Origin of the sequence: Micromonospora sp. BQ11, assembly GCF_052068135.1 — a bacterium.
GTDB lineage: Bacteria > Actinomycetota > Actinomycetes > Mycobacteriales > Micromonosporaceae > Micromonospora.
Genome location: NZ_JBQHDB010000001.1, coordinates 312,236 through 336,323 on the forward strand (window position 1 = coordinate 312,236; position 24,088 = coordinate 336,323).

Sequence of the window (24,088 nt, forward strand, 5' to 3'; positions counted from 1 at the left end):
GTCAGTCGATTCCGTGGCTCTGGAGCCACATTTCCAGGAGTCCGAGTTGCCACAGCTTGTTTCCGTTCAACGGGGTCAGTTCGGCGTTCGGGTCGGCGACGAGCGCGTCCACGTACCCGGTGCGGAACAGGTCGCGCCGGCGGGCCTCGGGCGCGGAGAGCGCGTCCCGGACCCGGTCGAGGAGCTTGCCCTCCAGGTGGGTGAGGCCGGGGACCGGGAAGTAGCCCTTGGGCCGGTCGATCACCTCGTGCGGCAGGACGCGGCGCCCGATCTCCTTGAGCACACCCTTGCCGCCCTGGGCCAGCTTCAGCTCCGGCGGGCAGCTCGCCGCGAGTTCCACGAACTCGTGGTCGAGGAACGGCACCCGGGCCTCCAGCCCGTGCGCCATGGTCATGTTGTCCACCCGCTTGACCGGGTCGTCGGTCAGCATGACCTGCGTGTCGATGCGCAGGCCCGCGTCCACGGCGGTCTCCGCGCCGGCCCGCGCGAGGTGCGCGGCCACGAACTCCCGCGCCGGGTCGCCGTCGGCCAGCCGGTCCGGGTTGAGTACCTGCGCCAGTCCGGCCGCGTCCCGGTCGAAGAAGGCCCGGGCGTACGTGTCGAGGGCGTCCTCGCGGCCGACGCTCGCCAGCGGCGGGTACCAGTGGTAGCCGCCCAGGATCTCGTCCGCGCCCTGCCCCGACTGCACCACCTTGACGTGCCGCGCCACCTCCTCGCTGAGCAGGTAGAAGGCCACGCAGTCGTGGCTGACCATCGGCTCGCTCATGGCCGCGACGGCGGCCTCCAGCGGCGGCACGAGGTCGCCGGTGGGCACCTTGATCTGGTGGTGGTCGGTGGCGAAGGTCTTCGCCACCAGGTCGGAGTAGCGGAACTCGTCGCCCTCCCGGCCGCCGACGGAGTCGAAGCCGATCGAGAAGGTGGACAGGCCGCGCTGTCCCTCACCGGCGAGCAGGGCCACGACCAGGCTGGAGTCCAGGCCGCCGGAGAGCAGGACGCCGACCGGCACGTCGGCGACCATCCGTCGGCGTACGGCGGTGGTCAGCGACTCCAGCAGGGCGTCCTGCCAGTCCTTCTCCGACCAGCCGGCCCGTCCGGCGTCGCGGGTGAAGGACGGGTCCCAGTAGACCCGCTCGGAGGTCGAACCGTTCGCCTCGTAGACCCGTACGGTCGCCGGGGGCAGCTTGGTGACGCCGCGCAGGATGGTCCGGGGCGGCGGCACGATGCTGTGGAAGCTCAGGTAGTGGGCGAGCGCGACCGGGTCGATGGAGGTGTCGATCCCGCCGCCGGCCAGCAGCGCGGGCAGGGTGCTGGCGAAGCGCACCAGGCCCGGCGTCTCGGCGAGGTACAGCGGCTTGATGCCCAGGCGGTCCCGGGCCAGCACCAGGCGGCCGGTGTCCCGCTCGCTGATCGCCACGGCGAACATGCCGATCAGGTGGTCGACGAAGTCCAGGCCCCACTCGGCGTACGCCTTGACGACGACCTCGCTGTCTCCGGAGGAGAAGAAGCGGTGGCCCTTCGCCTGGAGTTCCGCGCGCAGCTCGCGGTAGTTGTAGATGCACCCGTTGAAGACGCCGGTGAGGCCGGCCTCCGCGTCCACCAGCGGCTGCCCGCTCGCGGCGGAGAGGTCGATGATCTTGAGGCGTCGGTGCCCGAGTGCTGTCGCCCCCTGGGCCCACACCCCGCTGTCGTCCGGTCCCCGGTCACTCATCGTGGCCGCCATGCGCTCCACCGCCGCCACATCAGCGCGTGAGCCGTCACGGCGGAACTCTCCCGCAAGTCCGCACATGGCAGGCAATGGTGCCAGAGGATGTTGCGATTCGCCTGTTGAGCTGATGACGATTGCGTGACGTCGTTGCTAGGATGTCCGCCCCTCGCTCACGGTGCGTGATCTGCGTCGACGTCCGGCCCTGGTGTCGCGGGGGTGCCCGAATCGACACGGGCCTGCGGTGTGACAAACACCGCAGGCCCGGTAACACCGTCGACCGTTGTCAGCCGGCGGTACGCGCCACGCCGACCGGGCAGCTCAGCCCGTTCGGGCCGTGGTTGCAGTAGCCGTTCGGGTTCTTCGTCGGCGCCAGGTACTGCTGGTGGTAGTCCTCGGCGAAGTAGTACTCGCCGAGCCGATCGATCTCCGTGGTGATCTCACCCTTGCCGGCCCGCGCCACGATCGGCGCGAACGCGTCCCGGGACGCCTGCGCGGTGGCGAGCTGCTCGTCGGTGGTCACGTAGATCGTGGACCGGTACTGGGTACCCACGTCGTTGCCCTGGCGCATGCCCTGGGTCGGGTCGTGGTTCTCCCAGAAGACCTTGAGCAGGTCCTCGTAGCTGATCACCTTCGGGTCGTACACGACCTGGACCACCTCGGCGTGCCCGGTCCGGCCGGAGCAGACCTCCTCGTACGTGGGGTTTCCGGTGTAGCCACCCGCGTAACCGGCGGAGGTGGTGATGACGCCCGGCAGGGTCCAGAACAGGCGCTCGGCGCCCCAGAAACAGCCCATCCCGAAGACGGCCACCTGCGCGCCCTCCGGGAACGGACCCTTCAGCGGGGTGCCCAGCACCTCGTGCCGGTCGGCGATCGGCATGGCGATCGGGCGCCCCGGCAGAGCCTGGTCGGGGGTGATCATGTCGGCCTTCATGCGGCGCAGGAACACGATGGGACTCCTTTCGTACCCTTCCCTGCGTGCAACGCCGCGGGGTCCCGCTTCCTTACCCGTACCTCCGGCGCTCAGGCACACGGCATACACCTGATCGAGGAGGCGACACGGACATGGACCTGACCGGAGCGCGGTGGGGCACGCCGGGGCAGCTCACCATCGGCGAGATCCGGCCCGGCGCGGACGAGACGCTGGCGCGGTCGCTGCTCGCGGTGCAGCACGCCGCGTACGCCGTCGAGGCCGCCCTGATCGGCGACGACCGCATCCCGCCGCTGCGCGAGACCCTGGCCGACCTGCGCGCGGCGCCGCTGTGCTGGCTCGGCGCCTGCGCCGACGGACGGCTGCTCGGCGCGATCGCCTGGACCGCGGACGCCGCCGTCGTCGACATCGACCGCCTCGTGGTCGACCCGGCCGCCCACCGGGGCGGCGTCGGGCGGGCCCTGGTGACCGCCGTGCTGCACCACGCCGGCTCCCGCCGCGTCCTGGTCGCCACCGGTCGTGCGAACCGACCGGCCCGCCGCCTCTACGAGGCTCTCGGCTTCACCGCGACCACCGACGAGGAGGTCGCCCCCGGGCTCTGGATCACCCGGTACGCCCGGCCGAGCTGACGCCGCGCGACCCGCCCCTCCGGCCGCCGGTGTCCCGGAACGGTGGAGCACCTCCCGGATGCCCGGCTTCCACCGGCCGCCGCAGGGGCCCCTTGCGCTCAACCCATCGGGTCATGGAGTCGTACTGCCTCCCGTGACAGGGTGAGGGTCCAGCCATGGAGAGGGGCCGATCGCATGCGTTCGATCACGGGGCGGCGAGGGGTGCGAACGGCCGGGCGACTGGGCGTCGCGGCCCTGCTGACGGCGGTGGGGATCCTCGCCGGGCCAGCACCGACGTACGCCGACGCCACCGGCACCGTCGCCTTCTGGAGCATGGACGAGCCGGCGGGTGCGACCGTGCTCAAGGACAGCAGCGGCAACGGACGCAACGGCACCATCGGGTCGGAGGTGGTCACCGGCGCCCTCTACGACGGCGCGACCGGACACCGCTTCGCGTTCCACAACCCCGTCGACAAGGAGTACGTGCCGGGGCACGTCGACCTGGTGCCGGCGAACACCGCCTTCAACCCGGACGCCGGCGACTTCTCGTTCACCATCCGCTACCGCACCACGTACTCCTTCGGGAACATCATCCAGAAGGGTCAGGGGGCCACGGCCGGCGGCTACTGGAAGTTCGAGGCGCCCTCGGGCAAGCCCAAGTGTCTGTTCCGGGGCGGCAACGGCGCCTCGCGTACCGGCTACACCGACGTGTCCATCGCCGACGGTCAGTGGCACACCGTGACCTGCGTCCGCACCTCGGCCTACGTCGAGATGTACGTCGACGGGGTACGGACGAGCCGGCTGACCGGCCCCACCGGCACCATCGCGAACAACTGGCAGCTGTCGATCGGCGGCAAGAGCAGCTGCGACGGCGTCAACGTCACCTGTGACTACTTCGCCGGCGACATCGACTACGTCAGGATCCTCAAGGGCGCGGGCAGCGCGCCCAACCAGGCTCCGGTCGCCGACCTCGCCCCGACCTGCTCCGGTCTGGTCTGCACGCTGTCCGCCGCGGGCTCCACCGACGCCGACGGCGCCATCCAGAACCACACCTGGAACTTCGGCGACGGTACGACCACCGGCACCGGCAGCGTGCCCACGACCTCGCACACCTACGCGCAGGCCGGCACGTACACCGTCACGCTGACCGTCACCGACGACCGGGGCGCCACCGACACGGCCACCGCCCAGGTCACGGTCGCACCGGTCGCGGAGGCGATCTCGTTCGTCGGGCAGGCCACCGGCAACACCAACGCCGTCACACACGCCGTGACGGTGCCGTCCGACGTCCAGCCCGGCGACGCCCTGCTGCTGTTCCTGAGCCAGAACACCCCGGCCACCACCGGCTCGCCCAGCGGCGTCGCCGGATGGACCCCGCTCGACCGGGTGGCCGCCGGCAACGGCGCCACCAGCGCCTGGTGGAAGGTGGCGGAGCCGGCCGACGCGGGATCCACCGTACGGGTGACGCTCGGGTCGCAGTCGAAGGGCAACCTCGTGCTCGCCGCCTACCGGGGCACGGATCCGACGCAGCCGGTGGCCGCGTTCGCCCGCGCCTCCGACACCGCCAGCACCGCCGTCCGCGTCACCCCGTACGCCCCGGTCACGGCCGAGCGGAGCTGGGCCGTGTCTTACTGGATGCACGGCGACAGCGTCTCCACCTCGCTCGTCGCCCCGTCCGGCGTCCAGGTGCGCAGCAACAGCTCGCAGACCGGGGGTGGCCGGGTGACCGGCCTGCTGGCCGACTCGGGCGGTTCGGTCCCGGCCGGCACCTACGGCGGCCTGGCGGCCACCGGAGCGGCGGCCAGCACCACCACGACGACCTGGACGGTCGTCCTCCAGCCGTAGCGCCGGGTCCCCATCGACCGGTCCGGGACGGCACCTCGTCACCTCGTCGGCCGGCCCGGTAGGTCAGCGGCCGGCCAGGGCCGCGGCGACCCGGTCGGCGTACCCCTGGGCCTCCGCGTCGTCGGCGTAGCGGGTGCGGGGCCAGAAGAAGCCCCGCAGGCCGTCACCCTTCGTCCGGGGCACCACGTGGGTGTGCAGGTGTGGCACCGACTGCGACACCCTGTTGTTCATCGCCACGAACGTGCCGCCCGCGTCGAGCCCGGCCTCCACCGCGACGGCCAGCCGACGCACCAGCCCGAAGTAGCCGGCCAGCGACTCGGGTGGCAGGTCGCCGAGGGTGACCAGGTGTGTGCGGGGCACCACCAGCACGTGGCCCTTGAAGACGGGCCGGGTGTCCAGGAACGCCACCCCGTCCGGCTCGTCCACCACCCGGAACGCCGGCACGTCACCCGCCACGATCCCGCAGAACACACACCCGGCCATGTCGGGAGCGTAGAGCCGTGCGTCGAAGGATCGCCTGTCGGCGCGTTGTTAAGCAGGGGCCCTTTCTCTACCGGAGGCGTTAAGCGGGGGCCCTTCCTTGCACTGGACTAACGTTCGGGGAATGAGTCACGGCTTCGAGACGCTCGCCATCCACGCCGGCCAGGACCCCGAGGCCCGCACCGGCGCGGTGATCCCACCGATCTACCAGACCAGCACCTACGCCCAGGACGCCGTCGGCGCCCCCCGGCTGGGCTACGAGTACAGCCGCTCGGGCAACCCGACCCGCGACGCGCTCCAGGAGTGCCTGGCCGCACTGGAGGGCGGGCCGGTCGCGCTCGCCTTCGCCAGCGGCCTGGCCGCCGAGGACACCCTCCTGCGGACCGTCTGCGCACCGGGTGACCACGTGGTCATCCCCGACGACGCGTACGGCGGCACGTACCGGCTCTTCGCCAAGGTCGCCGAGCGCTGGGGTCTCGCGTACACCCCGGCGAAGGTCTCCGACCCCGACGCCGTCCGGGCCGCGATCCGCCCGGGCACGACGAAGATCGTCTGGGTGGAGACGCCCACCAACCCGCTGCTGGGCATCGCCGACATCGCGGCCCTGGCGGCTGTCGCGCACGACGCCGGGGCGCTGCTGGTGGTCGACAACACGTTCGCCTCCCCGTACCTCCAGCAGCCCATCGCGCACGGCGCGGACGTCGTGGTGCACTCCACCACCAAGTACGTCGGCGGGCACTCCGACGTGGTCGGTGGCGCGCTGATCGCGGCCGACCAGGACCTCGGCGAGGAGCTGCGCTACCACCAGAACGCGATGGGCGCCGTCAACGGTCCGTTCGACGCGTGGCTCACCCTGCGGGGCATCAAGACCCTGGGCGTACGCATGGACCGGCACTGCGACAACGCCGAGCGGATCGCCGCGTACCTGGAGGGGCACGCCAAGGTCGGTCAGGTCATCTACCCGGGGCTGCCCTCGCACCCGGGCCACGAGGTAGCCGCGAAGCAGATGCGCCGCTTCGGCGGCATGATCTCCTTCCGGGCGGCCAGCGGCGAGGAGCACGCCGTGGACATCTGCAACCGGGCGAAGCTCTTCGTGCTCGCCGAGTCGCTGGGCGGTGTGGAGTCCCTGATCGAGCACCCGGGCCGGATGACACACGCAAGTGCCGCCGGCTCGCCGCTTGAAGTTCCCGGCGATCTCGTGCGACTGTCTGTCGGCATCGAGACGGTTGACGACCTGCTCGCTGATCTGGAGCAGGCGCTGGGCTGACCGCGCACTGGGGAGGGTGGCCGTGCAGGACATCATGCCGACCTGGGTCGGGGCGACCGCGAAGCAGATCGCCCGGGGTGTACGCCGGGGCGACGTGTCGGCCACCCAGGTGGTCGCCGACCATCTCGACCACATCGCCCGGGCCGACGCCGGCCTCGCCGCGTTCCGCGCGGTACGCGGCGGGGAGGCGATCACCGAGGCGGAGAAGGTCGACGAGCAGGAGGACCTGGCCAACCTCCCCCTGGCGGGCGTACCGGTGGCGGTGAAGGAGAACACCCCCGTCGCCGGCCTGCCGACGTGGAACGGCTCGGCGGCGGCCCGCACGGCGATCGCCGAGGCCGACCACGAGGTGGTCCGCCGGTTGCGCGGTGCCGGCGCGGTGATCCTCGGTGTCACCCGGATGCCGGAACTCGGCCTGTGGGGCATCACCGACGACGAGACGGCGGTCACCCGCAACCCGTGGGACTCGACGCGTACCCCCGGTGGCTCCTCCGGGGGCGCGGCCGCGGCGGTGGCCGCGGGCCTGGTGCCGATCGCCCACGCCAACGACGGCCTCGGTTCCATCCGGATCCCGGCGGCCTGCTGCGGCCTGGTCGGTCTGAAGCCGGGCCGCGGTGTGATCCCGTGCCAGCTGGGGGCGGACGACTGGTTCGGCCTCACCGAGCACGGGATGCTCGCCACCACCGTCGCCGACGCGGCGGTCGGTTTCCAGGTGCTCGCCGGCCGCCGGCAGGAGAAGCTGGTGCCGCCGCAGCGGCTGCGCGTCGGGGTGTCGCTCCGGTCGCCGGTGCGGGGGGTGCAGCCCGACCAGCCGAACCGGGACGCGGTCGCCGCCGCGGGCCGACTGCTCGCCGCCGCCGGCCACGACACCGTCCCGGCCGATCCGGTCTACCCGACCGCGCTGGGCCTGCAGGGCATCGCCACGTGGTTCGCCGCGGCCGCCGCCGACGTGCGCGCCGCCGGCATCGACCGGGCCGGCCTCCAGCGCCGCAACCGCCGGCACGTCGCCCTCGGCGAGTGGGCGCAGCGGCGCGGGTACGTCCGGGAGACCGACCGGGCCGTCTGGCGCGAGCGGTCGATCGGCTTCTTCACCGACCACTCGGTCGACCTGCTGCTCACCCCGGCACTGGCCACCGCTCCGCCGGAGGCGGCTGGCTGGTCGGGCCGGTCCTGGCGGTCGAACGTCGTCGCCAACATCCGGTACGCCCCGTACGCGGCCCCGTGGAACATCGCCGGTCTGCCGGCCATCGTGGTCCCGGTGGGCCGCCGCCCCGACGGGCTGCCGGTGGCGGTGCAGCTGGTCGGCCCGCCCGGCTCCGAGCTGCTGCTCCTCGGCGTCGCCGGCCAGTTCGAGATGGAGGCCCCCTGGCCCCGGCACGCCCCCGGCTACCCCCGCGTCCCCACCCCCATCTCCTGATCGGTGGCGTCGCCGCCGGCCGCCCCGGCGGCGGGTGGCACGATCGGGGCATGACGGAACTGGTCGGCCTGGACGACGTACGTGCCGCGCGGGAGCTGCTCGCGGGAGTCGTCCGTACCACCCCGCTGGAGCCCTCCCGGCCGCTGAGCGCGCAGTTGGGCGGTTTGGCCTGGCTCAAGTGCGAAAACCTGCAACGGGCCGGCTCCTACAAGGTGCGCGGCGCGTACGTGCGGATCTCCCGGCTGTCGGAGGCGGAGCGGGCCGGTGGCGTGGTGGCGGCGAGCGCCGGCAACCACGCCCAGGGTGTGGCGCTCGCCGCCGGTCTGGTCGGTACGCACGCCACCGTCTTCATGCCGGTGAACGCGCCGCTGCCGAAGGTCGCCGCCACCAAGGGGTACGGCGCCCGCGTCGAACTGGTCGGCAACACGGTCGACGAGTCGCTGGTCGCGGCGCAGACGTTCGCCGAGCGGACCGGGGCGGTCCTGATCCACCCCTTCGACCACCCCGACGTGATCGCCGGTCAGGGCACGGTGGCGCTGGAGATCCTCGAACAGTGCCCCGACGTGAAGACGATCATCACCGGGGTGGGCGGTGGCGGCCTGGTGTCCGGCATCGCGGTGGTGGCGAAGGCGCTGCGCCCCGACGTCCGCGTGGTGGGCGTGCAGGCGGCCAGCGCCGCGGCCTTCCCGCCCTCACTGGTGGCCGGCGAACCGGTACGCCTCCCGGCGTTCAGCACGATCGCCGACGGCATCGCGGTCGGGCGGCCGGGGGAGCTGACCTTCACCCACGTCCGCAAGCTCGTCGACGAGGTGGTGACGGTCTCCGAGGAGGACATCTCCCGGGCGCTGCTGATGCTGCTGGAGCGGGGCAAGCAGGTGGTGGAGCCGGCCGGTGCGGTCGGTGTGGCCGCGCTGCTGGCTGGCGCGGTCGAGGTTGAGGCCCCGGTCGTGGCGGTGCTCTCGGGTGGCAACATCGACCCGCTGCTGATGATGCGGGTCATCGAGCACGGCCTCGCCGCCGCCGGTCGCTACCTGCGGGTCACGGTGCGCTGCACGGACCGGCCGGGCCAGCTCGCCTCGCTGCTCAGCGAGATCGCCGAGCACCGGGCGAACGTGGTGGACGTGGAGCACCAGCGGGCCAACCCGCACCTGCGACTGGGCGAGGTGGAGGTCGCGCTGTCGGTGGAGACCCGCGGCGTGGAGCACTCGGACACGCTGATCAGCGCCCTGCGGGCCAGCGGCTACCAGGTGGTCTTCGCGGCCGAGGCGTGACACCGGTCGGTGTCACGCCTCGGTCCTCGATGTCGCACGTCGCGCACCCCGGGCCGACCGGCGGAGCCGGTCGCAGGCCCGGGGTGGAACTCAGCCGGAGAACGGCTCGAAGCTGACCACGGTCACCTTGATGTCCGCGCCGCTGGGGGCGGTGTAGGTGCAGGTCTGGCCGGGGCGGCAGTGCAGGATCGCCTTGCCCAGCGCCGACTCGGGGCTGTAGACCGTCAGGTCGGTGGTCGACGAGATCTCCCGGGAACCGAGCAGGAAGGTCTCGGTGTCGTCCTTGTCGTCGTCGAAGTAGATCGTCACGACCATGCCGGGTGCCACGGTGTCGGCGGTGGGGGCCTCGCCGACCTGGGCGGTGCGGAGCAGCTCCTTCAGGTAGAGGATGCGCCCCTCGGCCTTGCCCTGCTCCTCGCGGGCGGCGTGGTAGCCGCCGTTCTCCCGCAGGTCGCCCTCCTCGCGCCGGGCGTTGATCTCGGCCGCGATGACCGGCCGGTTGGCGATCAGCTCGTCGAGCTCAGCCTGGAGGCGGTTGAACGCGTCCTGGGACAGCCAGGTGGCGGGCGCCTCGTTGCCAGTGGACACAGGCGTTCTCCTCAGATGTGCGTGCTGGCTGACAGGTGAACTTCCAAGTTACCAGTGCCGTACGACACAGGTTGCCGGTGATCAAGCGACCGCCCGGTCAGGCGGTGGGCCGGCAGCGCAGGACCTCGCCGATGAACGCGCGACCACTGGTCGCCAGGCGGTGCTGCGTGGTGACCTGCCGCTGGCCGGGCGACGCGGTCACGGTCACCTGCTCCAGGCCGACCTGCGCGCCGGCGCGGTCCCGTGCCCGGAGGACGCACACGGCCTGCCCGCCCTCGGGCAGGGCGACCCGGAAGTCGATCAGCACCTGCGCGTCGGTGATCTCCGTGTACGTGATCACCTCGGCCCGGTAGGTCGGATCGCCGTACTGCTGGTAGAGCCGGAGGCTGACCACGCCCAGGGTCGCCAGCAGGGCGACCGCCAGCAGTGCGACCAGCAGCGGACGGCGGCGGCCGGGCTGCCGGCGACGGCCGTACCGGCCGGGCGGGAATACCGGCGCGTCCGTTCCGGTTGTGGCGTGCGTCTCGGTCACCGGCGGGTATCTCCTGGCGTTGTTGTCGGCTGGATCGGCAAGAATGGCAGAGTTCCATGTTCCATTCTCCCAGCCGGCCCTGCTGTCAAGCATGACAGGTCGGTGCCGGCAGGTCCGGGCACGGGGAAGGATTCCGGCAGGTCAGCCGGGCGGTCCGGGGGTGTGACCGCCGGCGGGCAGAGACGAGGAGCGCCAAAGGTGGCAGAGCGACTGCGACTCATGGCGGTGCACGCGCATCCGGACGACGAGTCCAGCAAGGGTGCCGCTACCACCGCCAAGTACGTGGCCGAGGGCGTGGACGTCCTCGTGGTCACGTGCACCGGGGGAGAGCGCGGAAGTGTGCTCAATCCGAAGATGGATCGACCGGACGTGTGGGCCAACATCGGGGAGATCCGCCGCGCCGAGATGGACGCCGCCCGCGCCATCCTCGGCGTCGAGCAGGCATGGCTGGGCTTCGTCGACTCGGGGCTGCCCGAGGGCGACCCCCTGCCGCCGCTGCCTGAGGGCTGCTTCGCCCTGCAGAAGGTCGAGGACGCGGCGGGGCCGCTGGTGCGCCTGATGCGGCAGTTCCGTCCGCACGTCGTGACCACGTACGACGAGGAGGGCGGTTACCCGCACCCCGACCACATCATGACCCACAAGATCAGTGTCGAGGCGTTCGAGGCGGCGGGTGACCCGGAGCGCTACCCCGACCTGGGCGAGCCGTGGCAGCCGCTGAAGCTCTACTACGACATCGGGTTCTCCAAGGGCAAGATCATGGCCCTGCACGAGGGGATGCTCGCCGCCGGCCTGGAGTCGCCGTACGGGGAGTGGATCAAGCGCTGGGAGGACCGGCCGGACAAGGGCCCGCGCATCACCACCCGTGTCGAGTGCGCCGACTATTTTCCGGTCCGCGACGACGCCCTGCGCGCCCACGCCACCCAGATCGACCCGGACGGCTTCTGGTTCCACGTACCGATGGACCTCCAGCGGCGGGCCTGGCCGACGGAGGACTTCGAGCTGGTCCGGTCGCTGGTCGACAGCCCGCTGCCGGAGTCGGACCTCTTCGCCGGGGTGCGCGAGACGGCCCATGTCCGCTGACCGGGCACGGGGCTACGCTGGTCTCCAACCGCACATCGGAGGAACACCATGCTGACCGTGACCCAGGTGCTCGCCCAGAACAACTTCGGGGACACCCGCACGGGCGGGCTGGCCGGGCCGATGGGCCTGTTCCTCATCCTGCTCCTGGCGACCGCGACCGTCCTGCTGATCCGCAACATGAACGCCCGGCTGCGTCGGCTGCCCGACCGGTTCCCGCAGCAGCCGCCGTCGACCGACCACACCCGGGCCGATGCGGCAGTCGGCGATCCGACAGACGGGATCGGAACGCAGGATTCATCCTCGAACGCACCCGACGGGCGTCAGCAGCACCGGAACGGCTAGTCCGGGCATGAATCACGACGAACCCGGTGGTCGCCCCCTGTTGCGGCCACCGGGTTTGGCTTAGCCTTCCGCCGGGGGGACCAGACGTCCTCCGAGCCGTGCGCGGAAGGGGGCGCCGATGACCGTCACAGCAGCGGCGGCTCGTCGTACCTTCCGGCGGCCGGCGACGGGAGGGGATCGGTGACGTCCGCCGGGGCCGACGAACCCTGGCGGGAGGTGCCCGGCGTCCGGGCCCGGCTGCTCCTGCTCACCGCCGCCGTCACGCTGACCGCCCTGGTGGCCTCCGCGCTCGGTGCGACCCTGCCGACCGGTCTCCCGGCCGACGACCCGCTGGGCGGGCCGGCCCGGTTCGGTCTCGCCGTGGGCGTCGTCGCCGTCGCCCAACTCGCCCGACTGCGGTTCCGCACCTCGGCCGGCCTGGTGAGCATCACCTGGGGCGAGGCCGCCCTCATCGTCTGTCTGTACCTGGCACCGGCGGGTTGGCTTCCCGCGGCGACCCTGTGCGGCGCCGGGCTCGCCTGGGCCGCCATGTCGCTGTTCTCCGACCGCCGGCCGGTGTGGGAGGTCGTCCGGATCGCGGCCTCCCTGTCGGCCGCCACCGCGCTCGCCGTCGCGGTCACCAGCGCCTTCCACCGACCGCTGCTGGCCCCGCCCACCCCGACCCTCGCGTTCGCGCTGCTCGCCGGCTGCGTCGCGTACCTCCTCGTCAGCGCCCTGCTGGGTGCCGGCACCCTGGCCCTGCGGTACGGCGTACCCGCCGGGCCCCTCATGCTGGCGGCGCTGCGCGGCAAGCTGCTCATGTTCGTCGGCAACGTCGCGGTCGGCGTGGTGGTGGTCGCGCTGCTGGAACTCGACGCGCGCTGGCTGCTGCTGCTCCCGCCGCCGCTGTGGCTGCTCCAGCAGACCTACCGGCACCGGCTCCGGGCCGACCAGGAACGGCGGGCCTGGCGGGCCTTCGCCGACGCGACCGCCGCGCTCAACCAGCTCGACGAACGAAGCGTCGCGACCGCCGCCGTGACCGGCGCGCTGGCCCTCTTCCACGCGGAGCTGGTCGAGGTCGACGTCTCGCGCGGCGAGGGCCGGTGGCGGCGCTACCGGGGCGATCCCAGCGGCCAGGTCGTCGACCGGGAGGTCGGTCCGCCTCCCGGCGACGAACCGGCGGAGTGCGAGCTGGTCCGCTCCCTCACCGTGGGCGCCACCCAGGTGGGGACGCTGCGCGTACGCCTGCCCCGGTCGTCGCCGCCGACGGCCCGCGAGCACGACGCGGTGGCCGCCTTCGGCGACGCCCTCGCCGCCGCCCTGCACGACGCCGCGACCCACCGGGAGCTGCGGCTGGTCACCGCGCGGTCGTCGTACGAGGCGGTGCACGACCCGCTGACCGGTCTGGTCAACCGTGCGGCGATGCTCGGCAAGGGCGACCAGACGCTGCGCAAGCTCGCCCACGACCATCCGGTGGCCCTCCTGCTGCTCGACATCGACCAGTTCAAGGACGTCAACGACACCCTCGGGCACGCCGCCGGCGACCAGCTGCTGTGCCTGACCGCGAGCCGCCTCGGAGTGCTGGCCCGCACCGGCGACGTTCTGGGTCGGCTGGGCGGTGACGAGTTCGCCCTGCTGCTCACGTCGGTCCCGGTGGTCGGCGACCGCGCGGCACCGATGGCGTACGCGCTGCGCCAGGCCCGTGAGATCGCCGAGCGGCTCGCCGCCCCCACCGAGGTGGCCGGGGTGCGGATGTCGGTCGAGGTTTCCGTCGGGGTGGTCGTCGCCGACGCGGGCACCGCCGACATGACGGAGCTGCTGCGCCGGGCCGACATCGCCATGTACCAGGCGAAGGAGGGCGGCGGCAGCGTCGCCGCGTACGACGCGGCCCGGGACGCGGCCAGCACCGACCAGCTGGCGCTCCTGGCGGAGCTGCGCGAGGCGCTGGCGGTCGACGACCAGCTGGTGCTGGCGCTCCAGCCCGCCGTGGACCTGGCCACCGGGGCGCCGACCGGTGTGGAGGCCCTGATCCGGTGGCGGCATCCGCGCCGCGGCTGGCTCGGCCCGCACGACTTCATCCGCCCGGTGGAGAACAGCGAGCAGCTCGGCACGTTCACGCGGTACGTGCTGGACAAGGCGCTGACGGTCGCCGCCGAGTGGGCCCGGGACGGCTTGGACGTGCCCATCTCGGTGAACCTCTCGGCCCGCAGCCTCCAGGATCCGAAGCTCCCGACGGACATCGGGGACGCGCTGCGCCGGCACCAGGTGCCACCACGCCGGTTGGTCCTGGAGATCACCGAGACGGTGGTGATGAGCGAGCTGGAGATCATCGACGAGGTGCTCGCCACGCTCCGGACGATGGGCGTGCAGCTCGCGGTCGACGACTTCGGCACCGGCTTCTCGTCGCTGACGTTCCTCACCCGGATCGCGGTGGACGAGCTGAAGGTGGACCGTTCCTTCGTGATCCGGATGGCCGACTCACCGGAGGCGGCGGCGATCGTCCGGACGACCGTGGGACTCGCCCAGGAACTGGGCCTGCGCGTGGTGGCCGAGGGCGTGGAGACGGCCGAACAGCGGTCCGTGCTGGCCGAGCTGGGCTGCACCGCCGCGCAGGGCTACCACTTCTTCAAGCCCATGCCGGCCGACAAGATCGGGGCGGTCCTCGGCACCCTCCTCGACGAGGCCCGCCCCAACGTCTTCCCCCTCCGCGCCGACGGCGCCGGCTGACCCCGTCCATGTCCGCGTCGGCCGGTCGACTCCTCCGGCGGGCGACGGTCGGGATGGTTATGGTCGTCGGGTGAACCGACTCGCTGACGCCACGAGCCCTTACCTGCTCCAGCACGCCGACAACCCGGTCGACTGGTGGCCGTGGTGTGACGAGGCGTTCGCCGAGGCGAAGCGGCGGGACGTGCCCGTGATCATCTCCGTGGGGTACGCGGCCTGTCACTGGTGCCACGTCATGGCCCACGAGTCGTTCGAGAACGAGCACGTCGGCGCCCTGATGAACGACGACTTCGTGTCCATCAAGGTGGACCGCGAGGAGCGCCCGGACGTCGACGCCGTCTACATGACCGCCACGCAGGCGATGACCGGGCAGGGCGGCTGGCCGATGACCGTCTTCGCCACGCCCGATGGCACCCCGTTCTTCTGCGGAACCTACTTCCCCCGGGAGAACTTCGTCCGCCTGCTCCAGTCCGTCGCCACCGCCTGGCGCGACCAGCGCGAGGCGGTGCTCAAGCAAGGGTCCGCCGTGGTCGAGGCGATCGGCGGCGCCCAGGCCGTGGGCGGCCCCACCGCGCCGCTCGACGCCACCGTGCTCGACGCCGCGGCCGAGCAGCTCGGGAGGGAGTACGACGCGACGAACGGCGGTTTCGGCGGGGCGCCGAAGTTCCCGCCGCACATGAACCTCCTCTTCCTGCTCCGGCATCACCAGCGCACCGGCTCGCCGCGCAGCCTGGAGATCGTCCGGCACACCTGCGAGGCGATGGCCCGGGGCGGCCTGCACGACCAGCTCGCCGGGGGGTTCGCCCGGTACTCGGTGGACGGCCACTGGACCGTGCCGCACTTCGAGAAGATGCTCTACGACAACGCGCTGCTGCTGCGGACGTACACCCAGCTGTGGCGGCTGACCGGCGACGCGCTGGCGCGCCGGGTCGCCCGGGACACGGCCCGGTTCCTCGCCGACGAGCTGCACCGCCCCGGTGAGGGGTTCGCCTCGGCGCTGGACGCCGACACCGAGGGGGTCGAGGGGCTGACCTACGTGTGGACGCCGGCGCAGCTCGTCGAGACGCTGGGCGAGTCCGACGGCCGCTTCGCCGCCGACCTGTTCGAGGTCACCGAATCCGGCACCTTCGAGCACGGCACGAGCGTGCTGCGCCTGGCCCGGGACATCGACGACGCCGACCCCGAGGTGCGGGCCCGCTGGCAGGACGTGTCGCGTCGGCTCCTGGCGGCCCGGGACAACCGGCCGCAGCCGGCCCGCGACGACAAGGTGGTCGCCGCCTGGAACGGGCTGGCGGTCACCGCGATCGCCGAGTTCCAGCAGGTCGCCGCCGGGTACGCGCTGGCCGGCCCGGCCGAGGACGCGAACCTCATGGAGGGCGTCACGATCGTCGCCGACGGCGCGATGCGCGACGCCGCCGAGCACCTCGCCCGGGCGCACCTGGTGGACGGCCGGCTGCGCCGTACGTCCCGGGACGGGCGGGTCGGCGAGTCCGCCGGGGTGCTGGAGGACTACGGCTGCGTCGCCGAGGCGTTCTGCGCCATGCACCAGCTCACCGGGGAGGGCCGCTGGCTCACCCTGGCCGGGCAGCTGCTCGACGTCGCCCTGGAGCACTTCGCCGCCCCCGGCGGCGGTTTCTACGACACCGCCGACGACGCCGAGCAGCTCGTCGCGCGACCGGCCGACCCCACCGACAACGCCACCCCGTCGGGCCGGTCGGCGATCGTCGCGGCGCTCGTCGCGTACACGGCGCTGACCGGGGAGACCCGCTACCGGAAGGCCGCCGAGGCCGCCCTGTCGACCGTGGCGCCCATCGTCGGCCGGCACGCCCGCTTCACCGGCTACGCGGCCACCGTCGGGGAGGCGGTGCTCTCCGGTCCGTACGAGGTCGCCGTGGTCACCGAGGACCCGGCCGGGGACCCGCTGCTCGTGGCGGCGCACCGGCACGCCCCGCCCGGCGCGGTGATCGTGGCGGGTCCGTCCGGCGCACCGGGGATCCCGCTGCTCGCCGACCGGCCGATGGTCGACGGGCGCCCCACCGCGTACGTCTGCCGGGGTTTCGTCTGCGAACGTCCGGTGACGGACGTGGACGACCTCGTCGCGCAGCTCGTCGGCCGGTAGGAGCGCGGTTCCGCAGGCCGGATAGGCTGGCGCCGCTATGGATTCCCGTACCGGTCTGCCTGTTGTCGGCATGGTGGGCGGCGGCCAGCTCGCCCGGATGACCCACCAGTCCGCGATCGCCCTCGGCCAGTCGCTGCGCGTGCTCGCGCTCGCCCCGGACGACGGAGCCGCGCTCGTCGCGGCCGACGTCCAGTACGGCGACCACACCGACCTCGCCGCGCTGCGCACCTTCGCGAAGGGCTGTGACGTGGTCACCTTCGACCACGAGCACGTCCCGACCGAGCACATCCGCACGCTGGCCGCCGAGGGGGTGAAGGTCTTCCCGCCGGCCGACGCCCTGCTGCACGCGCAGGACAAGCGGGTCATGCGGGAGCGTCTCGGTGAGCTGGGTGCCCCGAACCCCGCGTGGCGTCCGGTGACGGCACCGGCGGACCTGGTGACCTTCGGGGACGAGGTGGGCTGGCCGGTGGTGCTGAAGGCGGCCCGGGGCGGCTACGACGGCCGCGGCGTCTGGATGGTCGCCGACGCGGCGCAGGCCGCGGAGCTGGCGGCCACCCTGCTCGCCGGCGGCACCTCCCTGATCGTCGAGGAGCGGGTGGCGCTGCGCCGGGAACTGGCCGTGCAGGTGGCCCGCTCACCGTTCGGGCAGGTCGCCGTGTACCCGGTGGTGGAGACGGTGCAGCGTGACGGCATCTGTGTCGAGGTGCTCGCCCCGGCGCCGGGCCTGCCGGAGGAGCTGGCGGTCGCCGCGCAGCAGCTCGCGATCGACCTGGCGACCGCGCTCGGTGTGGTGGGCCTGCTGGCCGTGGAGCTGTTCGAGGTCGCCGACCCGGCCGTCCCCGGTGGTGCCCGCGTCGTGGTCAACGAGCTGGCCATGCGCCCCCACAACTCGGGGCACTGGACCATCGAGGGTGCCCGCACCTCCCAGTTCGAACAGCATCTGCGGGCGGTGCTCGACTACCCGATGGGGGACACCTCGCTGGCCGCACCGGCCGTGGTGATGGCGAACGTGCTCGGCGGCGAGCCGGGCGGGATCTCGCTCGACGAGCGGCTGCACCACCTGTTCGCGGCGGAGCCGGGCGCGAAGGTGCACCTCTACGGCAAGCAGGTACGCCCCGGCCGCAAGATCGGGCACGTGACCGTGCTCGGCGACGACCTGGACCAGATACGGACGCGGGCCGCACGGGCCGCCCGCTGGCTGCGGGAGGGACACGAGTGAGCACCGTCGGACTGATCATGGGAAGTGACTCGGACTGGCCAACCATGAAGGCCGCCGCCGACGTGCTCGGCGAGTTCGGGATCCCGTACGAGGTCGAGGTCGTCTCCGCGCACCGCACCCCGGTCAAGATGATCGAGTACGGGCGTGCCGCCGCCGACCGGGGCCTCAAGGTGATCATCGCCGGTGCGGGCGGTGCCGCCGCGCTGCCCGGCATGGTCGCCTCGGTGACGCCGCTGCCGGTGATCGGCGTACCGGTGCCGCTCAAGCACCTCGACGGCATGGACTCGCTGCTCTCGATCGTGCAGATGCCGGCCGGCGTGCCGGTGGCCACCGTGTCGATCGGCAACGCCCGCAACGCCGGCCTGCTCGCCGTCCGGATCCTCGGGGCCAGCGACCGGGACCTGCTCGACCGGATGGCGGCCTACCAGGCCGACCTGGAGCAGTTGGTGGCCGAGAAGGACGCCGCGCTGCGCGCTTCCCTGGCCTGAGCGAGGCCGGCAAGCCGGCCGGGGGTCGGCGCGGACTCGGGGGCCGTCGCTCCACCTCATCGGCGGGGGCCGCGGGACCGCCCCCTTTTCCGGCTACGGGGAGTCACGTCAGGGATCCGTCACTCACCGTGACGGATCCCGCCGGGGGTCGGGCAACGGCTTCGCCACTTTGCTCTGCACCCCTCCACGCACCAGTCCCTTGACCTGTGTCTCCTTGAAATCGTTCTCGGAGAGACGGGGCTGCCGGTATTACGCACCGTCACTGGCGCCAATCGGGGTGCAGAGCAAAGTAGCGGAGATGGCATGCAGGGTTGCGGTGGGTTGTCACCGACGGTGATCGATCATGGGTGGGCGAGCGTTCACCACATGCCGGCGCAGCGCTCACCGCAAGCCGGCGCAGCGATCACCGCATCCCGCGCAGCGCCGTCTGGAGGCGCTCCTGGGTCCGGCGGCGCCGTTCGTTGCTGGCGCCGAGGACCAGCAGCAGGAGACCGACCGGGATCAGGGCGAGCCACGGCCCCAGACTGAACAGGGCGTGGACGGCGGCGATCGCGGTGACGGTGGCGCCGACGATCACGGGGGCCTGCTGCTGGCTCATCGAGCCGAAGACCAGTACGGCCACCGCCCCGAGCAGCAGAAGGACCTGACGCAGCGTGCTGGACTCGGTGGCCAGGACGATGGCCAGAGTGGGCACGAACGCCGCGACCAGGGCCGGCCCGTACGCCACCCAGCTGTTCAGGTCGGGCCGCTGGCGCAGCTCCAGTACGCCGACGAGCAGGGCGAGGGCTGCGAACGGCAGCGTGTACGCCTCGGGCAGCGCCACGTCGGCCACCCGCATCAGGATCCACCAGGCGGTGATCTCGCAGACGACGACGGCCCAGAACAGGATGCGCCGCTCCACCGGCCGTCGACCCGGGCGGCTCGCCGCCACCCCGAGCACCGCACCCCAGGCGGCCAGCAGCGCCGCGATGTGCCGGGGCGAGTCGAATGCCAGCGCCAGCGCGATGAGCGCGGCGGCGTACCCGCTCCACTCGACGGTGGCCGCCTCACGCTGCGCCTCCGGACGGCGCAACCGGGGAAGGGTCGCGGCGAACACCTGGAGGGCCGCGCCCACGGCGAGCACACCGAATGCCGACCAGACGGCGGCGAGACCGGCGACGAGGCCGGCGGTGAGGACGAAGAGCTGCGCCATCAGGGAGGCGAAGAGCCAGCCCAGGATGCGCGCCCGCTGGGTGGTGCCGAACAGTGCCGCCACCGTGCCGACCCCGACCGCGCCGCCCAGGGTGAACAGTGTCAGCTCCCGGGTGGCGAGGGAACCGGATAGGCCGGCGCCCCCGGCGGCCAGCCCGATCACGAAGACCAGCACCCGGGCCAGCCGCAGCGAGCGGGCCCGCTCGACCAGCGCCGGGGGTGGCGTCAGCGCCAAGCCCAGCATCGAGAGGGTGAACACGGCGAGTGCCGCGAGGCTGCTCCCCGGCCACCCCTGACCCAGCGCGATCGGCGTGATCAGCAGGGTGACCGCCGCGCCGGGCAGGATCACCGGCACCGCTCGGGACCGCCGGCCACCGCTGAAGCCCACGGCGGCCAGGGCGGCGGTCGCCGTCAGCAGCAGCGCGGTCAGCACGTGGGTGGCGTTGACCGCACCGGGCGGCGGGGTGAGCAGTTCCGGCGGCGGCCCCTGCCAGATCCGGGACAGGGTGCGGTGCGGCTCCACCAGCGCCACGAACAGCGGCGGCGCGATGGAGACCAGCGCCAGCAGGGTCGGCACACTCGCGGCGGCGAGCGCACCGGCGGCCGGGCTGAACCGCCAGCGACGGGCGCCGGTGTCCGTGCGGCGCAGTGCCCCGTCGAGCAGCACCGACCAGCGACGCACCGGCTGCGCCGCGCCGGCGGGCGGCTCGGTGGCACCGCGCACCAACTCGGCGAGCACGCCGAGCAGGGCCGCGGCGGCGGCGTACACCCCCACGGGGAGGCCGGTGGGGACCGCCGCGAGGGCGCTCACCGAGGCCCCGCCGACGATCGCCGCGCTCGCCCAGGGGAGGTACTGCGGCACCTGTCGCCGGACGGCGGCCACCCCGGCCAGGCCCAGGCTGGACGCGGCCAGCGCGGCGGTCACCACGACCTGCGGCGTACGGCCGAACTCGGCGGCCAGGGCGGCCACCGCACCGGGGAGCGCGAGCAGTGCGGCCGCCGTGGCGGCCCCGCCGATCAGGGCGAGGTGCGGCGGCATCCCCTCGGCGTCGATGTCGTCCACCAGCGGTCCGGCGAAGGACCGGGCCAGAGCGGCCACCACGACGCCGATCAGCGCGATGCTGCCCAGCGCCAGCGCCGTGGTCCACGGGCGGACCAGGCCGGCGCCGGCCGCGTGCAGCGCGACCACACCGGCCACCACGGCCCGGGACAGCGCGGCGCGGGGATCCACCGAGGCCACCGCCGCCATGCCGTACCCGGTGGCCACGGCGGCGCCCACCAGGACGGGTGACCACCAGGGAAGGTCGAACGCCGCCGCCGTGCCCACGGTGGCCAGGGCGGCAGCCCCGCCCGACACGTCGTACCGCCAGGGTGGCGGCAGCAGGATCGCCGCGGCCACGGCGAGCAGGACCAGGGCGACGGGTCCCTGCCACGTCGAACCGCCGGTCGGCGCGGCCGGCCACTCGCTCAGGTCACCGGCCCAGATCGGCCCCGGCGTGGCCAGCACGCCGAACCCGCCGCGCAGGGCCGACCAGCCGGCGAGCACCCCGATCAGCACGCCACCGATGGCGATGCCGAGAATCGGGCCGCGCCGCCACTGGACCGGCATCGCTCGGGCGGCCACGGCCACCACCAGCACCAGCCCGGCCGCGACGACGAGCTGACCGCCGGGGGCGAGAACGGCGGTGATCCGCACCATCGTCGCGATGAGGGCGGTGGTCACCGCCGCGGTGGCCAGGTCCGAACCGTCCAGCGTCAGGTCCGACCGGCGTCCGGCGTCGATGTTCGGCGCGAGGAGGAGCAGGGCACCCGCGACCAGCAGCAGAGCGCTCACCCAGGCGTCGGCGGCGGTCGCGCCGGGAGCGCCGAAGCCGGCCGCCGCGACCACGAGCGCGCCCAGGCCGGTGCCCACCGCCAACGGTGCCGGGATGCGCCGCTCGGACACCTGCACGAGGGCGGCGTACCCGAGCGTGACGCAGACCGCCAGGAAGCTCGCCGCCAGCACCGGGACGGTGACCTCGCGGAGGCTGGCGGGGGTGGGCGTCGGGTCGGACGGCACGGTGGCGGCCACGAAGGCGGCCACCGCGCCGGGCAGTGCGAACGCGGCGCCGCCGGCCGCCCACGCGGAGACGGTGTCGGCGGTGGACGGGGCCAGCCGGATCCGCGGGGCCACCGCCACCAGTGCACCGGCGACGAAGAGGGCGAGCAGGACGGCGGTGGTGAGCGCGGGCCTGCTCAGCCCGGCGCCCGCTCCGAACAGGCCCACCACCGCGGCGCCGACGGCGTGCGCCACGGCGGCCCGCCCGGTCCGGGCTGACAGGCCGGCCGCACCGATGCCGATGGCGGTGAGCACCATGGGCCACGGCGCCGCCGCCCAGCCGAGACCGAGGGACGCCGGCACGGACAGCGCGGTCAGCGCCGCACCGGCCACCGCGAACTCGCGGCGGATCTCCGGCGGCAGTGCCAGTACCGCCGCGACGGTCAGCAGGAACGCGCTCGCGGCGAGCTGCCAGGTCGTCGGACCGACCGCCGCCGCCAGCTCGGCCGGGTACCGGTCCAGATCAGCGGCCCAGGCCGGCAGGGCGGCGCGCACCGGGGCGACGCCGGCCCGCAGGGCCCCACCGGCCACCACCACGCCGCTGACGGTGAGGGCGATCGCCGAGGCGAACTGGGGGCCACGCCGGGCCGCCTCCGGGACCGCTCGCACGGCAAGCCCGGTGAGCGTGATGACCGCCGCGATCGCCAGCAGCGACCGGCCCGGCAGCGCGACCGAGGCGATCCGGCTCAGCGCGCCGATCACGGCCAGCGTGAGGACCGCCGCGCCGACGTCGGGCAGCGGGGGCCGGCGCACGCCCAGCGCCCCGGCCAGGCCCACCGCGGCCGCCAGCACCAGCACCAGCCCGGCGCCGGTCGCGCCCGGCACGGTGGTCGCGCGCAGCAGCGCGGAGACGGCGTACGCGAGGGCGAGCACCACCGCCACCCCGTGCAGCGCGATGGTCAGCTCGGCGAGCCACGGCACCGGACGGACCGCGAGCGGCTTCTCCTCCCCGTCGGTGCCGCCGAGGACCTCCCCGGCCTCCTCCGGCGCGGCCTCCGGCCGGCCCTCGCCCCGGCGCTGCCGTGGCGCGGTCGTCGATCCGTCGGCCCCGTCCGGGCCGGCGGGGGGCACGGCGGTGGTGGACGTGGTCGCACCGTCCGGCACGTCCCGGCGTCCCGGCCGTTCCACGGTGACCGGGGACCGGGCCAACCACAGGTCCAGTACGGCGACCGCGGTCAGCACCAGCGCCCAGCCGCCCGGCCCGCTCACCCGGTCGTACGCCAGCAGCGGCAGCACCGGCTGGGCGGCGATCACGGCCGCGAAGCGGGGCGCGCGCAGGCCGGTCCAGAGGGCGTACGCGAACGACACGCCGGCGGTGACCGCGAAGATCATGCTGGCGAAGACCGCGCCCGACGCGTCGCCCCCGCCGATCGTGTCCACGGCCCAGAGCGCGTACCCGGCCAGCGGCACCAGCAGCAGGCCGACGGTGGAGATGGTCTCGGCGGTGGAGGTCAGGCCGCGTCGGGCCAGTACCGGCGGGACGAGCAGGAGCAGCGCCGTGGCGAGCAGCAGGATGCCCAGCCGGGCCAGCGCGTCCATCGAGCTGGTGGCCACCGCGGCGAAGACCACCGCGGCGACGCCGAGGAGCAGCGCGCCGAGGCCGAGCGGGATGTTCTGCACCTCCCGCGACGACGCCTCCGGCGGGTGCTCCGGGTCGTCCGCGGTCAGCCAGGTGGCGGTCTGGGACGGCGGTGGGGGCGGGTCGTCCGGGCCGGCGGCGGTGCCCTGGCGGGGAACCCGGGGTGGGGCGCCGGTGGCGGCCGTCGGCGGGCGCCGGCCGGGGCGGCGGCGCAGCACCCGGCGGGGACGGGTGGCCTGCTTGACGCGTTCCTCACCGGCGTGCGCGAGGATGTCCCGCTGGAACAGGGCGGCCTGCATCTTGACGGCGAGCTGACGCTGCTCGCTGGCGATGGCGGCCTCCCGGGCCTTCATCTCCGCGATCGAGCGCTCGATCTCCGCCAGGTGTTCCAGCCACTGTGGCTGGTGGGCACCGCAGTGCGGGCAGTTGGCGGCCGGCTTGATCTCCCGGCCGCACGAGGAGCACTTGAACGTCGCCACGACTGCCCTCCACCCGCACTGTGGACTCCCACTGTCGCAGCATGCCCAATGTGGGCGCGGATTTCGACAGTTGTCGGCGGGTCCGGTGGAAAGATCGTCGGCGCGTACGCCGAACGGCCGGCCGCGGAGGGTGCTCCGCGACCGGCCGT

The 24,088-nt window shown here is 73.6% G+C and carries 17 protein-coding genes; 11 read left to right on the top strand and 6 right to left on the bottom strand.

Going from position 1 to position 24,088, the window contains the following annotated elements; all coding sequences use genetic code 11:
* Window position 1 precedes the first annotated feature (1 nt).
* Window positions 2-1,786 carry an N-acetylglutaminylglutamine amidotransferase gene (locus tag ACTMSW_RS01580; RefSeq protein ID WP_441178595.1) on the bottom strand — a complete coding sequence of 595 codons (1,785 nt, stop codon included), beginning with the start codon at window positions 1,784-1,786 and terminating at the stop codon, window positions 2-4.
* 202 nt (window positions 1,787-1,988) lie between these two features.
* Window positions 1,989-2,651 (bottom strand): peptide-methionine (S)-S-oxide reductase MsrA, encoded by a 663-nt coding sequence (msrA, locus tag ACTMSW_RS01585; RefSeq protein ID WP_441178596.1) that lies wholly within the window; start codon window positions 2,649-2,651, stop codon window positions 1,989-1,991.
* A gap of 116 nt (window positions 2,652-2,767) precedes the next feature.
* Between msrA and ACTMSW_RS01590 the strand changes: the two genes are divergently transcribed.
* Both ACTMSW_RS01590 and ACTMSW_RS01595 read left to right on the top strand, forming a co-directional pair.
* Window positions 2,768-3,262, top strand: a complete 495-nt coding sequence (locus tag ACTMSW_RS01590; protein ID WP_441178598.1) for a GNAT family N-acetyltransferase — start codon at window positions 2,768-2,770, stop codon at window positions 3,260-3,262.
* 174 nt (window positions 3,263-3,436) lie between these two features.
* Window positions 3,437-5,086, top strand: a complete 1,650-nt coding sequence (locus tag ACTMSW_RS01595; protein WP_441178599.1) for a PKD domain-containing protein — start codon at window positions 3,437-3,439, stop codon at window positions 5,084-5,086.
* A 63-nt stretch (window positions 5,087-5,149) separates the two neighbouring features.
* On the opposite strand, the gene ACTMSW_RS01600 is transcribed toward ACTMSW_RS01595, so the two are convergent.
* The gene (locus ACTMSW_RS01600) at window positions 5,150-5,569 is read right to left on the bottom strand and encodes an HIT family protein (RefSeq protein ID WP_441178601.1); all 420 of its coding nucleotides are present in this window, start codon (window positions 5,567-5,569) and stop codon (window positions 5,150-5,152) included.
* A gap of 121 nt (window positions 5,570-5,690) precedes the next feature.
* On the opposite strand from ACTMSW_RS01600, the gene ACTMSW_RS01605 reads away from it, so the two are divergent.
* From ACTMSW_RS01605 to ilvA, 3 genes are read left to right on the top strand one after another with little or no spacing between them, the layout of a single operon-like run.
* A complete protein-coding gene (locus ACTMSW_RS01605; protein WP_441178602.1) occupies window positions 5,691-6,833 on the top strand; it encodes a cystathionine gamma-synthase in 1,143 nt (380 codons plus the stop codon).
* A gap of 16 nt (window positions 6,834-6,849) precedes the next feature.
* Window positions 6,850-8,250: an amidase gene (locus ACTMSW_RS01610; RefSeq protein WP_441178604.1), complete on the top strand. Its 1,401-nt coding sequence runs from the start codon at window positions 6,850-6,852 to the stop codon at window positions 8,248-8,250.
* Window positions 8,251-8,300: 50 nt separating this feature from the next.
* A complete protein-coding gene (gene ilvA / locus ACTMSW_RS01615) occupies window positions 8,301-9,521 on the top strand; it encodes a threonine ammonia-lyase (RefSeq protein WP_441178606.1) in 1,221 nt (406 codons plus the stop codon).
* 90 nt (window positions 9,522-9,611) lie between these two features.
* Here the strand turns inward: ilvA and greA are convergent, their stop codons facing one another.
* Both greA and ACTMSW_RS01625 read right to left on the bottom strand, forming a co-directional pair.
* Window positions 9,612-10,109: a transcription elongation factor GreA gene (greA, locus tag ACTMSW_RS01620; RefSeq protein ID WP_441178607.1), complete on the bottom strand. Its 498-nt coding sequence runs from the start codon at window positions 10,107-10,109 to the stop codon at window positions 9,612-9,614.
* 97 nt (window positions 10,110-10,206) lie between these two features.
* A complete protein-coding gene (locus ACTMSW_RS01625) occupies window positions 10,207-10,641 on the bottom strand; it encodes a DUF4307 domain-containing protein (protein ID WP_441178608.1) in 435 nt (144 codons plus the stop codon).
* 198 nt (window positions 10,642-10,839) lie between these two features.
* Here ACTMSW_RS01625 and mca point away from each other — a divergent pair, with 198 nt between their 5' ends.
* The 6 genes from mca (at window position 10,840) to purE (ending at window position 18,592) form a co-directional block, all read left to right on the top strand.
* On the top strand, window positions 10,840-11,721 hold the full coding sequence (gene mca, locus ACTMSW_RS01630; protein WP_441178609.1) for a mycothiol conjugate amidase Mca: 882 nt from the start codon (window positions 10,840-10,842) through the stop codon (window positions 11,719-11,721).
* Between the two features lie 48 nt (window positions 11,722-11,769).
* Window positions 11,770-12,063 (top strand): hypothetical protein, encoded by a 294-nt coding sequence (locus ACTMSW_RS01635; protein WP_441178610.1) that lies wholly within the window; start codon window positions 11,770-11,772, stop codon window positions 12,061-12,063.
* 216 nt (window positions 12,064-12,279) lie between these two features.
* Window positions 12,280-14,769 (top strand): putative bifunctional diguanylate cyclase/phosphodiesterase, encoded by a 2,490-nt coding sequence (locus tag ACTMSW_RS01640; protein ID WP_441179039.1) that lies wholly within the window; start codon window positions 12,280-12,282, stop codon window positions 14,767-14,769.
* A gap of 70 nt (window positions 14,770-14,839) precedes the next feature.
* Window positions 14,840-16,885, top strand: coding sequence for a thioredoxin domain-containing protein (locus tag ACTMSW_RS01645; RefSeq protein ID WP_441178611.1), 2,046 nt, complete (start codon window positions 14,840-14,842; stop codon window positions 16,883-16,885).
* A gap of 37 nt (window positions 16,886-16,922) precedes the next feature.
* Entirely contained in the window at window positions 16,923-18,104 is a 1,182-nt protein-coding gene (locus ACTMSW_RS01650) for a 5-(carboxyamino)imidazole ribonucleotide synthase (RefSeq protein ID WP_441178612.1), read from the top strand.
* On the top strand, window positions 18,101-18,592 hold the full coding sequence (gene purE / locus ACTMSW_RS01655) for a 5-(carboxyamino)imidazole ribonucleotide mutase (RefSeq protein ID WP_441178613.1): 492 nt from the start codon (window positions 18,101-18,103) through the stop codon (window positions 18,590-18,592). The genes ACTMSW_RS01650 and purE overlap by 4 nt, the downstream gene beginning before the upstream one ends.
* A gap of 403 nt (window positions 18,593-18,995) precedes the next feature.
* Here purE and ACTMSW_RS01660 read toward each other — a convergent pair whose 3' ends face one another.
* Window positions 18,996-23,939 carry an SCO7613 C-terminal domain-containing membrane protein gene (locus tag ACTMSW_RS01660; protein WP_441178614.1) on the bottom strand — a complete coding sequence of 1,648 codons (4,944 nt, stop codon included), beginning with the start codon at window positions 23,937-23,939 and terminating at the stop codon, window positions 18,996-18,998.
* Between the last annotated feature and the right edge of the window lie 149 nt (window positions 23,940-24,088).

Excerpts from the sequence above, each read along its gene's own strand:
- ACTMSW_RS01580 (WP_441178595.1), bottom strand. The coding sequence starts at position 1,786 with ATGTGCGGACTTGCGGGAGAGTTCCGCCGTGACGGCTCACGCGCTGAT.
- ACTMSW_RS01590 (WP_441178598.1), top strand. The coding sequence starts at position 2,768 with ATGGACCTGACCGGAGCGCGGTGGGGCACGCCGGGGCAGCTCACCATC.
- ACTMSW_RS01595 (WP_441178599.1), top strand. The coding sequence starts at position 3,437 with ATGCGTTCGATCACGGGGCGGCGAGGGGTGCGAACGGCCGGGCGACTG.
- ACTMSW_RS01600 (WP_441178601.1), bottom strand. The coding sequence starts at position 5,569 with ATGGCCGGGTGTGTGTTCTGCGGGATCGTGGCGGGTGACGTGCCGGCG.
- ACTMSW_RS01605 (WP_441178602.1), top strand. The coding sequence starts at position 5,691 with ATGAGTCACGGCTTCGAGACGCTCGCCATCCACGCCGGCCAGGACCCC.
- ilvA (WP_441178606.1), top strand. The coding sequence starts at position 8,301 with ATGACGGAACTGGTCGGCCTGGACGACGTACGTGCCGCGCGGGAGCTG.
- ACTMSW_RS01635 (WP_441178610.1), top strand. The coding sequence starts at position 11,770 with ATGCTGACCGTGACCCAGGTGCTCGCCCAGAACAACTTCGGGGACACC.
- ACTMSW_RS01650 (WP_441178612.1), top strand. The coding sequence starts at position 16,923 with ATGGATTCCCGTACCGGTCTGCCTGTTGTCGGCATGGTGGGCGGCGGC.